A 15,588-nucleotide genomic window follows, 5' to 3' on the forward strand; every position below is an offset into this window, starting at 1 on the left:
TGTCCCAAAAAACGTTCATTTCAGTATACGTGGATACGTAGTGAATTTAGACCATAAGTATGAAAAAGGAATGAAAAAAATTAAAGGGTGAGAAAAATGAAAGAACCAAAGATTGGTTTAGCACTTGGGTCTGGAGGAGCCAAAGGGTTTGCTCATATTGGTGTAATAAAGGTTTTAAGGGAAGCTGGTATCCCTATTCACATGATTGCAGGAAGTAGTATGGGGGCGCTAATAGGTACGTTTTATGCGGCAAGTAGTAACGTTGAAAGATTGTATAAATTGGCATCTGTTTTTAAGCGGAAGTATTATTTAGATTTCACGGTACCGAAAATGGGATTTATTGCTGGAAAACGTGTCAAAGATATGATTAAAATGTTTACATATAATAAAAAATTAGAAGAGTTAGATATCCCGACGGCTGTTGTGGCTACTGACATATTGAAGGGGGAAAAAGTGGTTTTTACAAGTGGGCCAGTTGCAGATGCGGTGAGGGCTAGCATATCTGTTCCTGGAGTGTTTGTACCAGAAAAAATAGATGGAAGATTATTAGTGGATGGTGGAGTCATTGATCGCATCCCAGTATCGGTTGTGAAAGAGTTAGGGGCCGATATTGTTATCGCTGTTGATGTATCTCCAATTAAGGTGAATGGCGATGTTACGTCCATTTATGACGTAATCATGCAAAGTATTGAAATTATGCAGCATGAGCTTGTAATGAATCGGCAAATTGCATCGGATTTAATGATGCGACCAGCTGTAGAGCAATTTAGTTCACGTGCTTTTACAAACATTGAAGACATTATTCGAGTTGGAGAAGTAGAAGCAGAAAAACATGTTGCAAATATTTATTTATTAATTGAGCAGTGGAAGGAGAAACATAATGTTTAAGCGTTTTCGGTTTATATATGCAATCTTAATAGGGGTTATATTGGCGATGTTACTTGTTTACGTACGTTTACCGTATTATATAACAAAACCAGGAATGGCTGCCAAATTAGAGCCTTATGTTCAAGTTGAGGGTGGAACGAAAGAATCTGGTGATTTTATGCTTGTTACGGTTTCAATGGGACCAGCAAATGTGGTGAATTTAATAGCGGCACAGTTTAATAAATATACACATATTTCGAAAGCGGAAGAAATATTGCAAAAAGGTGAGAGTGATGAAGAATATCAATTTCGCCAAAATTATGCGATGAAAGATTCGCAAAATGCAGCAATTTATAATGCATATAAACGTGCAAATCGTTCAGTATCTTTTGAAAATAAAGGTGTATTAGTTGCTGGTGTGGCAAAAGGAATGCCGTCAGAAGGAAAGCTTAAGCTTGGTGATGTTATTATAGCTGTTGACGGAAAAACATTTGAAAAGACGGAGCAATTTATTGAATATATGACAGGGAAAAAAGAAAACGATGCTGTAAGTATTGAGTACATGAGAAATGGAAAACAATTGAAAGAGAATTTAAATGTAAAGACGATTCCTAATGGGAATGGACGTGTCGGTATAGGTGTTTCTATCGTTACGGAAAGAGAATTAGTGGTCGATCCGAAAGTGAAAATTAATTCTCATGAAATTGGTGGACCGTCCGCAGGTTTAATGTTCACATTAGAAATATACAATCAACTTGTGGAAGAAGACTTAACGAAAGGACATGAAATAGCTGGAACAGGTACAATTAATGAAAAAGGAGAAGTGGGCCCAATTGGTGGTATAAATCAAAAAGTGGTGGCTGCTAGCGATGCGGGGGCTGAAGTGTTCTTTGCGCCAAATGAAAAAGGTGCGGAGAAATCGAACTATAAAGATGCACTTGAGACTGCAAAGGATATTAAAACAAAAATGAAAATTGTACCAGTAGATACGCTGGATGATGCGTTAACATATTTAGAAAAGATGGATAAGGAAAAAACCTCTCTGAAATAGAGAGGTTTTTTATAGGAATTTTGTAGTTGTTTCATCATAGCGAACAGGATGGTGTGTTATATCCTGTTTTAATAGTTGTGTGCGTAACGGTTCGTGCATGATGGAGAAATATACAGAGTTTGCTTTTTTCTCTATATCTAAAGCGGCATGGTCGAATGTTTTTGTATGAGTAAGGATTGGAAGTTCGATTTTTTTCTTGTTTTTTGAAAGGTAAGTTTGTCCTTTTTGTGACATGCCTAGCAGGCGAATATATGGTGCGTGTTGTTCTATATTTGCGCTACGTATTTCTTCTTTTGTTGTGTTTGTTAAAATGTGTGTACAAGCTCTTTGTAATCTAGTCCATGTATAACGTTTTGTTTTTAATGCTTCCATGAATGAATAGAAGGAGGAACTATTTTGTATTTTTGATAAAATACGATGCTCTAAACCTTCTTCTATTTCATATATATGTCGTAAGTCCCCTGGAGACATCGTCATGAGTCTATATTTAAAAAATGAAAAGTATTGTTCCCAATTATGTAATATCCCGTAGTTTTGTTTGTAATTTGCTAAAAGCGAAGTGGTTGCCTGTGGGAGAAAAGGTTTAATTGTTGTAAATGATCCTTCTTCGCTAAAGAGTTGTTTTCGGATGCTTGTTGCGCTTGCAATATGTTGGTCATTAAATGTTTCATCATGATAATGAGAGGCAAATCTTTTTATAGTTTGAGCTTGTATAGAGCTATTTTGTGACAGAATTGCTTTCATATATTGGAAGCCTAAAATATTATTTGGTTGTGACATATCTATGTTTTTTTCAGATGTTAAAATGTGTGAGAAAGCATCCGATGTTGCTTTTGCATAACTATTACCAGCGTCCATGAATTGTTTTACAAGGTAGTTAAAAGTCTCTTCTTCGTTTTTTTGTACGGAGATGGTATTATAAAAATTTTCGATTTGTCCATCCTCACTACCGAAACAAATTTCAGAAACACGTAGGGCATTTAAAATGGAAATAGCACCATTTGCGAAGGTTTCAGCCTTTTGTGTTGCAAAGACGTATGGAAGCTCTACAACAAGGTCTACGCCGTTTGCTAAGGCCATTTTAGTGCGATACCATTTGGAAATGAGTGCGGGCTCACCACGCTGTAAAAAAGGACCACTCATAACGGCAATTATTATATCAGATTGTGTTAACTTTTTTGTCTGTTGCACATGATAAAGATGACCGTTATGAAAAGGGTTATATTCAACAACAATACCACCAGCTTTTATGGTAATCTCTCCTTTCGATGTAGCATCTTTTTGAAAAACGTGATACTCTATATATTATTTACTATGATGACTTCATTATAGTGTAAAGAAAAAACATTGACAAATATAAAATGGCTAGCTATAATTTTGTTTGTTGCCTTGAGGTGATATGATATGAAATGGTCCATCCATCAATTGAATAAATTGAGAAATAAAGGATTGACATTGGATGAGATGGTAGATGTAAGTGAGCTAAAAGAGGTCGAGAAAGATATTCGTGAAATTAATCCTGTTCATGTAACGGGAAGAGTTGATTTTGGCTCCGGTAAGTTTACGTTTCATCTACATATAACTGGAAGCATGGTTTTACCATGTTCTCGCTCTTTAGTAGATGTGACATTACCATTTGACATTAAAACAACTGAGGTGTTCCAAACTTCACAAGAAGAATTTGAAACTGAAGCTGAAATTCATTCTTTAGAAGGAGAAGTACTTGACTTACTGCCCGTAATCAAGGAAAATATACTTTTGGAGATTCCAATGCAAATTTTCAGTGATGATGTTTCTGGTGGAGCACCGACGCAAGGTCAAGACTGGCAAGTGATTTCGGAAGAAGACAAAGAAAAGACTGTTGATCCAAGATTGGCAGGACTTGCAAAGTTTTTTGACAAATAATCGGAAGACTGGTTCAGGCCTTCATATGAAAATAACTATTTCTTTTAAGGAGGTGGGAAGAATGGCTGTACCTTTTAGAAGAACTTCTAAAACAGTAAAAAGAAAGCGTCGTACGCATTTCAAATTATCAGTACCTGGTATGGTAGAGTGCCCAAGCTGTGGTGAAGCGAAATTAGCTCACCGTGTATGTAAAGCATGCGGTACTTACAAAGGTAAAGAAGTAATCAGCAAGTAATTGCGGGAAAATAAACGCAGAAGATATCTTCTGCGTTTATTTTTTTTGTCTTAATCTTTAGTTGTTGTATTCTATCTTTTCTAGTAACTGCATATGCTTAATAAAAAATGCATAGGGAGGACTAGAGAGATGGCGACAACAAGACAAGATGCTTGGACTGATGATGAAGATTTGCTTCTGGCAGAAGTAGTACTCCGGCATATTCGAGAAGGTGGAACACAACTTTCTGCCTTTAAGGAAGTGGGGAAAAATTTATCTCGTACACCAGCAGCATGTGGGTTTAGATGGAATTCTTACGTAAGAAAGCAATATAAAGAACGTATTGAGGAAGCAAAGCAACTTCGTAAAGTAGAAAATTATGAAGTGAAAGAGACAAAGGTGTTAGAACCTACGTCAATTACGTTGAATGATGTTATTGATTTCTTGCAAAATTATAAAGATGAAAACTCTTTAACGGTGTTGCAACAACAAGTTGAATCATTACAAACAGAAAGAGAGCGTCTTCTGGAGCGATTATCAGTATATGAAGAAGAGTATAGAACACTACTTGATTATATCGATCAAAAAAGAAGTGTAATGGTAGCGGAAAGAAACAATGCTCGCTCGAATGAGAAGTTAGAGAAGCTTAAGAAATAAAAAACAGCTGTTATACAGCTGTTTTTTTATTTCTTAAGCCGATTCTTCGTTTGTAACCGCATTCAAATTTGCTTCTGGCTGCCAAATATAAAAATCTCCATCAGTTACTGATACGGGGTTGAAATTTAATTTATCCCAAAAACCAGCTGAATGAATACGTGCTATCGTTTTAATAGGAAATTGCATTTGTTTCGCATGATTTACAAGCATTTGCCCGAATCCTTGTTTTTGAAAAGTTGGTAATACTTCAAGTTTATAAAGTTCTAGGTAGGGACCTGTAATTTCGAATGGTTCTCCACCGTTTCTTTTCATATATAGACTCATACGTGCGATTAGTGATCCGCCATAATAAATACCGTAAAATGGAGATTCACTGTCGTTTTCAATAATGTTTGCTTGTAATTCTTCCAGCATAGATAGTTCCTGGGCTCCGCACCCTTTAAATTTTTTGAATTCATCTAACGTTTTATAATTGATGAGCAAGCGCTCAACTTTTGGGAATCCCATTACATCACATCCTTTTCTTGTCTCGTTGAATGCAGAAAAGTAAAAATATTTACAATAATAGTATAACTCATTTTTTTATTTTTATGAAGAAGATAGTATATTTCTTTTTTTATTTTTTTGAGGATTTGCTAAACTAAGAGTAGAAGCGTATTAATAGGTGGTACATACATAGTGAAAAATGAGAGTATATTTGTTGGGCAGAGGACAGCGGAATTATAGGGCGTACTCAGGTGCTTTAAAAAGATATAAAGGGGGGAAGGCAAGGGCACTTAGTGTGAATTCCTTGTGTAAAAATGAAAATTGGAATTGTCGGACCAGGTGCTATTGGTCTATTGTATACATTTTATTTACAAAAAAATAACCAAGATGTTACGTTGTTTACAAGAACAGCTAAGCAAGCTGAAGAATTAAATGAAACAGGTGTAACTTGTATTAGAGATGGAAGATGTGAAACAGTATATCCATCTGTTTTACCGATAGAAAGTATGGTAGCGCAAAATTTAGATTATATATTTATTGCTGTGAAGCAATATCATATAGATGACGTACTACCGTTTGTGGAAGGGGCATCATCATTAATCTTTTTGCAAAACGGAATGTCGCATCTTCAAAAGATGCTGAACATAGGGAGTAAAAATATAGCTGTTGGTATTGTAGAACATGGTGCGAAAAAAGAGGGAGGGCATATCGTTCATCATACTGGGATAGGGATAACAAAATTTGGAGTGGTTTGTGGTCAATCTATACATTTGAAAAAAATATTCAATTATTTTCCTTTTGCTTATTTTCCAGTTCAAATAGAAACGGATTGGGAAGAGATTATGCATAAAAAATTAGTAGTAAATGTATGTATCAATCCGTTGACAGCACTATTGGGAGTTAAGAATGGTGAATTAATCACGAATCGTTTTTTTTATCAAATGATGGAGCAAGTGTTTCAGGAGGCAGCATTTCTTATTAGAGGAGAAAAAGAAATGGTATGGCAAATGGTACGAAATGTGTGTGAAGGAACGTCTCGTAATACATCTTCTATGCTAGCGGATGTAAGAGCGAGTAGACAGACGGAAATTAATGCGATTGTTGGATATGTATTAGAAGAAGCTAAGAAACAGCAACGACCAGTTCCGACACTTCAATTTTTGTTCGATGCAATAAAAGGTTTAGAAACAAGAGTATAAGTGTTATTCTTTGCTTTTACGTGAAACATTGACTACAATGTGGATTGGTGAGAGAACTGGATACGAAAGGAAGAATTATATGGAGATAAAAGAAATCTCTGTTCCGCAACAAGGTATTGTAGCGGACTATATGAACGGTAAAAAAGAGATACAGTCATGTTTTGATTATATGTTAACAGAAGATGCTTTTAAACAACGTTTACATGATTTGCGTGAAAGGGAGTTTTTCCGCCAAGATTTAGTAGCGCATTTATTAGAATATAATACAAAATTACAAGCGGGAGAATCTACACTTCAAAATGTAAAAGCGCTTGGAGATGAAAATACATATGTTGTTATAGCTGGACAACAAGCGGGGTTATTAACTGGACCGCTTTATACAATTCATAAAGTTATTTCAATTTTACAGCTTGCAAAGGAAAAGGAAGAAAGTTTAGGAGTTAAAGTTGTCCCTGTCTTCTGGATTGCGGGTGAAGACCATGATATGGATGAGATTAATCATACTTTTGTAGCGAAAAATAAAAAGATGAAAAAAACTATTTTTTATGACCGTAATCCGAAAAAGGCAAGTGCTTCTGAGTCTGAACTTTCTGTTGAAGATTGTAGAAATTGGATTGAAGAGATTTTTAAAACATACCCAGAAACAAATTTTACAAAAGATGTATTAAAATTTGTTGATGATGCCTTGAAAAAATCGAATACGTATGTAGATTTCTTTGCTCATCTTATTACGAAAATCTTTGCTAATTCTGGTTTAATCCTTGTTGATTCACATCATCCTGAATTAAGAAAGTTAGAAATTCCATTTTTCAAGCGAATTATAAGTAAGTATAAAGAGGTACAAGAGGGCCTTCGTAATCAGCAGGAAGTAATTAAAGAACTAGGATACAAACCGATTATTGAAACGAAGTCTCATGCAGTGCATATATTCATGGAAATAGATAATGAACGAGTATTGCTTGAAGAGCATCAAGGTAAGTTTGTTGGAAAGGATGGGGCGCATTCCTTTTCATACGAAGAGTTGATTGAAGAGATGGAGAGAAATCCGGCACGTTTTAGTAATAATGTTGTAACACGTCCTCTTATGCAAGAGTATGTATTTCCTACGCTCGCATTTATTGGAGGTCCAGGGGAATTAGCTTATTGGAGTGAATTACAACAAGTATTCCATACTGTCGGTTTTCAAATGCCACCTGTCGTTCCTCGTCTTACAATTACTTATGTGGAGAGAGATATAGCGACAGATTTATTCGATCTGCAATTGAGAGAAATTGATCCGTTTTTAAATGATGTCGATAAACTGCGTGAAAACTGGTTGTCTAATCAAATAGAGGAACCGATTGATGATCATTTTGAAAAGGCGAAAAAAGAAATTGCCGATATTCATACATCTTTACAGCAATTTGTAAAGAAAATAGAGCCAGGGTTAGGTGCGTTTGCAGGGAAAAACGAATTGAAAATTAATGAACAAATTGAACTGTTGGAAAGAATGTTGAAAAGAAATGTTGAGAAAAAGTATGAGGTTCAGCTAAATAAATTCCGCCGTATACAATTCGCACTTCGTCCATTAGGTGCACCGCAAGAACGTGTGTGGAATGTATGTTATTATTTAAATCAGTTTGGTTTGGATTTCGTTGATCGTGTAATGGAAAACCCTTTTTCTTGGGATGGAAAACATCATGTTATAAAACTATAAAATCTTGCTCTTTGGAGCAGGATTTTATTTTTATTCCGTTGAATTTACTGTGAAGTGATTTTTTTCTGAATTATCAATCAAAAAATGTTAGATATGGCAATTGTATTGGATACTTAAATATATGACAAAATAGCACAAAATGTAAACGTATTATTCGCTTTTTCGACAGTTTTTTATTTAAATTCCCGCAAAAGATGATAAAATTTAGTATATAATAAAAGAAAATAGCGATTTGTATAGTATGTTGCCTTTGTTGGTAAGTTAAATGAGTCGTTCTTTCGTATTATTTCATTCTCTAAGCGTGAAATATGTGTTTAGAGGAAGGGATACATTCAACATAATTAATTGGAAAAAGAGTAGGTGCAACAATGTTTAAACACGTAACAGTGCTTTTAAAGGAAACAGTAGACGGCTTAGATATAAAGCCAGATGGTACATATGTAGATTGTACACTGGGGGGAGGAGGACATAGTTCTTATTTATTATCCCAATTAACTGAAGGTGGAAAATTAATAGCGTTTGATCAAGATGAGATAGCGATTCAAAACGCGAAAGAAAAGTTCTCTTCATACGGTGAACAGTTTATAACAGTAAAGAGTAACTTCCGTTATTTAGCTGAAAAACTGCAGGAAATAGGTATAACAGAAGTAGATGGTATTTTATTTGATTTAGGTGTTTCATCCCCACAATTAGATACACCAGAACGAGGCTTTAGTTATCATCATGATGCACCGCTAGATATGCGGATGGATCAAGATGCCCCATTAACAGCGTATGATGTTGTAAATAGCTGGTCATATGAACAACTTGTAAGGATTTTCTTCCAATACGGTGAAGAGAAATTTTCAAAACAAATTGCAAGAAAAATTGAAGCTTATCGTGAGAATAAAGCTATTGAAACGACAGGAGAATTAGTAGAGCTAATTAAAGAAGGTATTCCGGCTCCAGCTCGTAGAACGGGTGGGCATCCTGCTAAGCGAGTGTTTCAGGCAATTCGTATAGCTGTAAATGATGAATTAAAAGTATTTGAAGAAGCATTGGAATCTGCTATTGAGATGGTTAAGCCAGGTGGAAGGGTTAGTGTTATAACATTCCATTCATTAGAAGATCGTATTTGTAAAACAACGTTTAAGCGAAATAGTACAACGCCACAATTGCCGCCAGGATTACCGATTATTCCTGATGAATTTAAGCCGAAATTAAAGCTTATTACAAGAAAACCGATTTTACCTTCTGATATAGAGCTAGAAGAAAATAATCGTGCGCGTTCTGCGAAGTTGAGAATCGCTGAAAAACGATAAAAGGGAGAGAGAGGTATGACTAATTTAGCTGTAAAGTACAAACAACAAGCGCAAGAAGAGGTGCAAATTCAAACGCCCCCACAGCAGATGGCTAAGCCGAAGGTTAAAGCGAAAATTACAAGAATCGAAAAACTGTTGTATGTAGCGTTTATTGGCTTTTTATTGTATGCCTGTGTCGCGTTTATTGGAAATAAAGCAGGCCTTTATCAAGTTAATGTAGAAGCAGCGACGATAGAAGAAAAAATTGTACAGCAGCAAAAAGAAAATCAAGAATTACAAGCTGAAGTAGAGAAGTTAAGTCGCTATGAACGAATCGCTGAAGTTGCAAAAAAACACGGGCTAGAAATTAATGCGAATAATGTGAAAGGCCTCAAATAAGGCAATAGGTGTGAAGGAACGATGAAGAAGAATATGACTAAATTTCATACCAATAAGGGAGCAGGTTATTTTATGATATTTTTCCTCCTGCTCTTTTTGCTGTTATTAGCCCGATTTTTTTACATACAATCAACAGGAACAGTTCATAATCAGGATTTAGATGCACTTGCTAAACAAAAGCATAGTAAAAAAGGAGTTCTTGAAGCGAACCGAGGAACCATTTATGATCAAAACGGTCATGTGTTAGCGCAAGACGCAAACTCTTACAAAATGGTAGCTGCACTAAAAGGTGCTAACTCAGTTGAGAATAAAGAAGATAATGCAAAGAAAATTGCAGGAGTACTTGGAAAAGGCGAAGAGGATATTTTAGCGACGTTAAATAAAGATAAAAGTCAAGTGGAATTTGGGAAGATAGGTAAGGGCTTGACGAAAGAAAAGAAAGAACAAATAGAAGCATTGAAATTGCCAGGGGTTTCTTTTATTACGGAAAATGCGAGAGTTTATCCAAATGGTGATTTCGCATCTTATGTTATAGGGCATGCGAAACCGAATGAAGATGGAATTGCAGTAGGTCAATTTGGATTAGAAAAAAGTTTGGATAAATATTTAGGAGCTTCAAATGGAGAGGTAGCTTATACAGGTGATCGTAGGGGGGTATCTCTTGACGGTGGGAAAGTGAATGTGAAGGCACCTAAAAATGGAGATAATGTATATTTGACAATGGATCAACGTATTCAAAGTTATTTAGAAGACGCGATGAAATCGGCGAGTCAACATTATGAGCCGGAAAGTTTAATTGGAATTGTGGCGGATCCGAAAACGGGGAAAATATTAGCAATGTCTAGTAAACCTAGTTATGATCCGAACATAGAGAATAATAAATACTTTTATAATGACGCAATTGCCAATGCATTTGAACCTGGATCAACAATGAAAATTTTCACGTTAGCGGCAGCTATTAATGAAGGTGTGTACAAAGGCCAAGATTATTATCAGTCCGGGACATATCAAGTCGGAAATAGGAAAATAAAAGATCATAACGGTGGTGCTGGTTGGGGCTCTATCACGTTTGATGAAGGGGTAGAGCGTTCTTCAAACGTAGCGTTTGCAATTTTAGGAGATCAAAAACTTGGTCCAGAACGTTTCCGAAAATATATTCATAGTTTTGGATTAGATGAAAAAACGAACATTGATTTATCAGGTGAAGGATCGAATACAATTTTATTTGATCAGCAAATACAACAAGTGACAACAGCTTTTGGACAAGGTTCCACTGTAACACCAATTCAGCTTGTACAAGCTGCAACGGCCATTGCAAATGATGGGAAAATGATGAAACCTTATGCAATTGATAAAATTGTAGATCCGATAACAGACAAAGTAAAATTAGAACATAAGCCAGAAGAAGTAGGAAAACCTGTTACAAAGGAAACAGCAGCGCAAGTAAGACAATTATTAGAACGTGTTGTTACATCTCCGAAAGGTACAGGGACAGCTTATAAAATTGATGGATATTCAGTTGGTGGTAAAACAGGTACAGCGCAAATTCCGGATGGAAAAGGCGGCTATATGACAGGGAGACAGAATTATATATTCTCATTCTTAGGTATGGCACCAATGGACGATCCACAACTTGTTGTGTATGTAGCTGTTAAACAGCCGAAATTAAAAGATGATGAGAACGGTGCACAACCGTTAGCTGATATTTTTAAATATGTAACAAAAAATAGTTTAGAGTATTTAAAGATTAAGCCAAATGAAGTGAAAGATCCGAAAAAACATCTGAAAGAACAACAAACTACTGTTCCGGATGTAAATGGTAAAACGATGGCTGAAGCGGGGAAAGCGATTGATAAAGCAAAACTTCGTCCAATCGTACTAGGTGAAGGGAAAGTACAGCAACAAGTACCAAAAGCGACTGAACAAACATTAAAAGGCGACCGAGTCTTCTTGGTAGGAGATAAGCCTACAATGCCAAATATACAAGGATGGGCACTGCGTGATGTTATGAATTTAGCGAAGACATTACAGCTTAACTTGAAACCTTCTGGTACAGGATACGTAACAGAACAAAGTGTGGCGGAAGGAACATTATTACAACCTGGTACAGAATTAGGTGTCACACTCGTACCGCCACTCGAACCACAGCAAGAAGCAGAAAAGCCGTAATGGTAAAAGAGAATAAGTTCTAATTAAATAAGTACAAGCATATATTGGAACAAGCTAGGCGTAAGGGAGGCTTGTTCCGATATGCGTGTATCAAATGTAACAGTTAGAAAACGACTTATTTTTATACTTATATCAGGTATACTTATTTTCACGATTATCGATATTCGTCTTGGATATGTGCAATTTTTTCTTGGGAATATGTTAACGGATCGTGCGAAAGATTCATGGAGTCGTAATATTACTTTTGAACCCGAACGTGGGAAAATTTTAGACCGAAATGGTGTGGAACTTGCCACGAATAAAAGTGCTCCAACTGTCTTTGTTGTACCGAGGCAAATTGAAAAACCAGCAGAGACTGCAGAGAAGTTAGCTGCAGTATTAGGTGTGGAAAAAGATGAGATTTATAAAAGGATTACAAAAAAAGAATCGATTGTAAGGTTAGATAAAGGCGGAAGGAAAATATCACATGACAAAGCGAAAGAAGTACGAGGATTAAGTCTGAAGGGCGTGTATATCGCAGAGGATTCTATCCGGTACTATCCATTTGGAAACTTTTTATCACATGTATTAGGTTTTGCAGGTAGCGATAACCAAGGTCTTATGGGACTAGAAAAATATTATGATAAAGAGCTAAATGGGGACAAAGGTCATGTGCGTTTTTTTGCAGATGCGAAAGGACAAAGGATGCCTAATGTTGGTGATGATTTCAAAAAGCCAGAAGCCGGTTTAAATTTAGGATTAACAATCGATGCGCGTATTACAAGGATTATGGAAAGAGAAATGAATATTGCGGAGTCAACTTATAATCCTGACGGTATGATTGCGATTGCAATGAACCCTAAAAATGGTGAAGTTTTAGGGATGTCTAGTCGACCGAGTTTTGACCCAGCGGATTTTCAAAGTGTCTCTCCAGAAGTGTATAACAGAAATCTACCTGTATGGAGTACGTATGAGCCTGGTTCAACATTTAAGATCATTACATTAGCTGCAGCATTGAATGAAAATTTAGTAGACTTAGAGAAGGATACGTTTTATGATGATGGAGCAGCTGAAGTAGGTGGAGCTAGATTGAAATGCTGGAAAGCAGGAGGTCATGGCAGTCAAACGTTTTTAGAAGTCGTTCAAAACTCATGTAACCCGGGATTTATTGAACTTGGTGATCGCCTTGGTAAAGACCGATTATTTAAATACATTCGTAATTTTGGTTTTGGGCAGAAGACTGGAATTGACTTGCAAGGTGAAGGCAGTGGGATTTTATTTAATTTAGATAAAGTTGGTCCAGTAGAGCAAGCAACAACTTCATTCGGCCAAGGGGTTTCTGTTACACCGATTCAACAAGTAGCAGCTGTAGCGGCGGCTGTAAATGGTGGAACATTGTATCAGCCGTATATAGCTAAGGAGTTTATTGATCCGAAAAATAATCAAGTTGTTAGTAAAAAGACACCTGTTGAGAAAAGAAAAGTTATTTCCAAGGAAACTTCAGAAAAAGTTCGTTATGCATTAGAGAATGTTGTAGCGAAAGGTTCTGGTAAAGGTGCTTATATTGATGGATATCGCGTAGGTGGAAAAACGGGTACTGCTCAAAAGGTGAAGGATGGTAAATATTTAGAGAATAATTATATAGTATCTTTTATCGGATTTGCTCCAGCGGATGATCCAGAGATTGTTGTGTATGTAGCTGTTGATAATCCAAAAGGGGTTACACAGTTTGGTGGAGTGGTAGCAGCTCCGATTGTCGGGAATATCCTTCGAGATGCGCTTCCTGTTATGGGAGTGAAACCGAGAAAAGAACAAGTTGAGAAAGAATATAAATGGGGCGATACACCAACTGTGGAAGTTCCGAATTTAATTGGAATGAAAAAGAAAGACTTACAAACACAACTCGTCGATTTGAAGCTTGATATAAGTGGAGATGGAGAGAAAGTAATTAAACAATCACCAGAAGCGGGAGCTAAAGTAAAAGAAGGCTCAAAAATTAGAATTTACTTCGGGAATTAAAGGTAACATAGTACGTTTTATGGTACAATTGGTGGAAGTGAGTTCTTTATAGAACAGTTACTTAATTTGAGACAGTAAGTGTCTCATTCATAAATAGGTCAGTAGCACTTACCTCCTTATATAGGAGGTAATGTGTTGCTTACTGAAAAAAGATAAATAAACAATGTAGAGAGGGTTTAGTGAAATGAAGTTGCATACACTTGTATCATGTTTGCATGATTTTCCAGTTGTTCCAAAAGAAAATCCAGAAATCACATCTATAGAAGCTGATTCACGTAAAGTGAAAGAGGGAAGCTTATTTGTATGTATGAAAGGATATACGGTTGATAGCCATGATTTTGCTAAGCAAGCAGCGGCACAAGGAGCGGCTGCTATTGTTGCGGAAAGACCAATTGATGTTGACGTTCCAGTTGTACTTGTGAAAAATACTTTTCGTTCGTTAGCGGTTTTAGCTGATTATTTTTATGGTCAACCGACACACAAGTTACATTTAATCGGAATTACAGGTACAAATGGAAAGACAACAACATCGCATATTATGGATGAGATTATGCGAGCACATGGTCATAAAACAGGGCTAATTGGAACGATTAATATGAAAATCGGTGATGAAACATTTGAGGTGAAAAATACAACACCAGATGCACTAACACTTCAACAGACGTTTTCAAAAATGGTTGAACAAGGTGTGGACAGCACGGTAATGGAAGTTTCGTCACATGCGTTAGATCTTGGTCGTGTACACGGATGTGATTACGATGTAGCGGTGTTTACGAATTTAACACAAGATCATTTAGACTATCATCAAACGATGGAAGAATATAAACATGCAAAAGGGTTACTATTTGCACAGCTTGGCAATAGTTATAATCATAATGGCGAAAAGTACGCTGTGCTGAATAGCGATGATAATGTAACAGAAGAGTATATGAGAAGTACTGCAGCAACAGTTGTAACATATGGTATTGATACAACAAGTGACATTATGGCAAAAAATATCGTTATGACGAGTGGCGGGACTACATTTACGCTTGTCACACCATATGAAAGTGTAAATGTTACGATGAAATTAATAGGTAAATTTAATGTATATAACGTACTTGCAGCAACAGCAGCAGGACTTGTTTCGGGTGTGAAATTAGAAACAATCATTGCTGTTATAAAAGAACTAGCTGGGGTTCCAGGGCGTTTTGAAGTTGTTGATGGAGGACAAAATTATACAGTTATTGTTGATTACGCACATACGCCGGATAGTTTAGAAAATGTATTAAAAACTGCAAAACAATTTGCAAAAGGTGATGTGTATTGTATCGTTGGTTGTGGCGGCGATAGGGACCGAACGAAGAGACCGATAATGGCAAGTGTTGCAACAAAATATGCAACTCATGCAATTTACACATCAGATAATCCAAGAAGTGAAGATCCAGCGGCTATTTTAGATGATATGGTACATGGTGCAAGTGGGAAAAATTATGAAGTGATTATTGATAGAAAAGAAGCGATACACCATGCAATCACTAAAGCGAAAGCAGATGATATCATTATTATTGCTGGTAAGGGTCATGAAACGTATCAAATTATTGGTAAAGAAGTTCATCATTTTGATGATCGTGAAGTTGCTAAAGAAGCAATTAAAGGGCGTTTAAGCAACGAAGAGTAACAACGTG

Annotated in this window: 14 protein-coding genes; 12 read left to right on the top strand and 2 right to left on the bottom strand. The window is 36.3% G+C overall.

What is annotated here, in order from left to right:
- Positions 1-96: 96 nt before the first annotated feature.
- Both AU379_RS04710 and AU379_RS04715 read left to right on the top strand, forming a co-directional pair.
- On the top strand, positions 97-888 hold the full coding sequence (locus AU379_RS04710) for a patatin-like phospholipase family protein (RefSeq protein ID WP_030027658.1): 792 nt from the start codon (positions 97-99) through the stop codon (positions 886-888).
- Positions 881-1,918 carry a SepM family pheromone-processing serine protease gene (locus tag AU379_RS04715; RefSeq protein WP_000476280.1) on the top strand — a complete coding sequence of 346 codons (1,038 nt, stop codon included), beginning with the start codon at positions 881-883 and terminating at the stop codon, positions 1,916-1,918. The genes AU379_RS04710 and AU379_RS04715 overlap by 8 nt, the downstream gene beginning before the upstream one ends.
- A gap of 9 nt (positions 1,919-1,927) precedes the next feature.
- On the opposite strand, the gene AU379_RS04720 is transcribed toward AU379_RS04715, so the two are convergent.
- Positions 1,928-3,109 (bottom strand): nucleotidyltransferase, encoded by a 1,182-nt coding sequence (locus AU379_RS04720; RefSeq protein WP_061138977.1) that lies wholly within the window; start codon positions 3,107-3,109, stop codon positions 1,928-1,930.
- 213 nt (positions 3,110-3,322) lie between these two features.
- On the opposite strand from AU379_RS04720, the gene AU379_RS04725 reads away from it, so the two are divergent.
- From AU379_RS04725 to AU379_RS04735, 3 genes are all read left to right on the top strand, one after another.
- Entirely contained in the window at positions 3,323-3,823 is a 501-nt protein-coding gene (locus AU379_RS04725) for a DUF177 domain-containing protein (protein ID WP_000872149.1), read from the top strand.
- 61 nt (positions 3,824-3,884) lie between these two features.
- A complete protein-coding gene (rpmF, locus tag AU379_RS04730; RefSeq protein WP_001984764.1) occupies positions 3,885-4,058 on the top strand; it encodes a 50S ribosomal protein L32 in 174 nt (57 codons plus the stop codon).
- 129 nt (positions 4,059-4,187) lie between these two features.
- Positions 4,188-4,694: an RsfA family transcriptional regulator gene (locus tag AU379_RS04735; RefSeq protein WP_000246468.1), complete on the top strand. Its 507-nt coding sequence runs from the start codon at positions 4,188-4,190 to the stop codon at positions 4,692-4,694.
- Between the two features lie 33 nt (positions 4,695-4,727).
- On the opposite strand, the gene AU379_RS04740 is transcribed toward AU379_RS04735, so the two are convergent.
- Entirely contained in the window at positions 4,728-5,201 is a 474-nt protein-coding gene (locus tag AU379_RS04740) for an N-acetyltransferase (protein WP_000506695.1), read from the bottom strand.
- 293 nt (positions 5,202-5,494) lie between these two features.
- On the opposite strand from AU379_RS04740, the gene panE reads away from it, so the two are divergent.
- The 7 genes from panE (at position 5,495) to murE (ending at position 15,581) form a co-directional block, all read left to right on the top strand.
- The gene (gene panE, locus AU379_RS04745) at positions 5,495-6,379 is read left to right on the top strand and encodes a 2-dehydropantoate 2-reductase (RefSeq protein WP_000690047.1); all 885 of its coding nucleotides are present in this window, start codon (positions 5,495-5,497) and stop codon (positions 6,377-6,379) included.
- A gap of 79 nt (positions 6,380-6,458) precedes the next feature.
- The gene (gene bshC / locus AU379_RS04750) at positions 6,459-8,075 is read left to right on the top strand and encodes a bacillithiol biosynthesis cysteine-adding enzyme BshC (RefSeq protein WP_000403027.1); all 1,617 of its coding nucleotides are present in this window, start codon (positions 6,459-6,461) and stop codon (positions 8,073-8,075) included.
- Between the two features lie 368 nt (positions 8,076-8,443).
- Entirely contained in the window at positions 8,444-9,376 is a 933-nt protein-coding gene (gene rsmH / locus AU379_RS04755) for a 16S rRNA (cytosine(1402)-N(4))-methyltransferase RsmH (RefSeq protein WP_000472508.1), read from the top strand.
- 15 nt (positions 9,377-9,391) lie between these two features.
- Positions 9,392-9,754, top strand: coding sequence for a cell division protein FtsL (ftsL, locus tag AU379_RS04760; protein ID WP_000182804.1), 363 nt, complete (start codon positions 9,392-9,394; stop codon positions 9,752-9,754).
- Positions 9,755-9,826: 72 nt separating this feature from the next.
- Positions 9,827-11,923 carry a penicillin-binding protein gene (locus AU379_RS04765; protein ID WP_061139504.1) on the top strand — a complete coding sequence of 699 codons (2,097 nt, stop codon included), beginning with the start codon at positions 9,827-9,829 and terminating at the stop codon, positions 11,921-11,923.
- A gap of 81 nt (positions 11,924-12,004) precedes the next feature.
- A complete protein-coding gene (locus AU379_RS04770) occupies positions 12,005-13,921 on the top strand; it encodes a stage V sporulation protein D (protein ID WP_001266237.1) in 1,917 nt (638 codons plus the stop codon).
- Between the two features lie 184 nt (positions 13,922-14,105).
- On the top strand, positions 14,106-15,581 hold the full coding sequence (murE, locus tag AU379_RS04775) for a UDP-N-acetylmuramoyl-L-alanyl-D-glutamate--2,6-diaminopimelate ligase (protein WP_000766319.1): 1,476 nt from the start codon (positions 14,106-14,108) through the stop codon (positions 15,579-15,581).
- Positions 15,582-15,588 lie beyond the last annotated feature (7 nt).

Source organism: Bacillus sp. JH7 (assembly GCF_001563515.1).
In the GTDB taxonomy this organism is placed as follows: Bacteria; Bacillota; Bacilli; order Bacillales; family Bacillaceae_G; genus Bacillus_A; species Bacillus_A cereus.

Bases quoted from the DNA above. Each gene is read 5' to 3' on its own strand.
- AU379_RS04740 (WP_000506695.1), bottom strand. From the start codon at position 5,201: ATGGGATTCCCAAAAGTTGAGCGCTTGCTCATCAATTATAAAACGTTA.
- rpmF (WP_001984764.1), top strand. From the start codon at position 3,885: ATGGCTGTACCTTTTAGAAGAACTTCTAAAACAGTAAAAAGAAAGCGT.
- murE (WP_000766319.1), top strand. From the start codon at position 14,106: ATGAAGTTGCATACACTTGTATCATGTTTGCATGATTTTCCAGTTGTT.
- ftsL (WP_000182804.1), top strand. From the start codon at position 9,392: ATGACTAATTTAGCTGTAAAGTACAAACAACAAGCGCAAGAAGAGGTG.
- bshC (WP_000403027.1), top strand. From the start codon at position 6,459: ATGGAGATAAAAGAAATCTCTGTTCCGCAACAAGGTATTGTAGCGGAC.
- AU379_RS04710 (WP_030027658.1), top strand. From the start codon at position 97: ATGAAAGAACCAAAGATTGGTTTAGCACTTGGGTCTGGAGGAGCCAAA.
- rsmH (WP_000472508.1), top strand. From the start codon at position 8,444: ATGTTTAAACACGTAACAGTGCTTTTAAAGGAAACAGTAGACGGCTTA.
- panE (WP_000690047.1), top strand. From the start codon at position 5,495: ATGAAAATTGGAATTGTCGGACCAGGTGCTATTGGTCTATTGTATACA.
- AU379_RS04735 (WP_000246468.1), top strand. From the start codon at position 4,188: ATGGCGACAACAAGACAAGATGCTTGGACTGATGATGAAGATTTGCTT.
- AU379_RS04765 (WP_061139504.1), top strand. From the start codon at position 9,827: ATGATATTTTTCCTCCTGCTCTTTTTGCTGTTATTAGCCCGATTTTTT.
- AU379_RS04715 (WP_000476280.1), top strand. From the start codon at position 881: ATGTTTAAGCGTTTTCGGTTTATATATGCAATCTTAATAGGGGTTATA.
- AU379_RS04725 (WP_000872149.1), top strand. From the start codon at position 3,323: ATGAAATGGTCCATCCATCAATTGAATAAATTGAGAAATAAAGGATTG.
- AU379_RS04770 (WP_001266237.1), top strand. From the start codon at position 12,005: ATGCGTGTATCAAATGTAACAGTTAGAAAACGACTTATTTTTATACTT.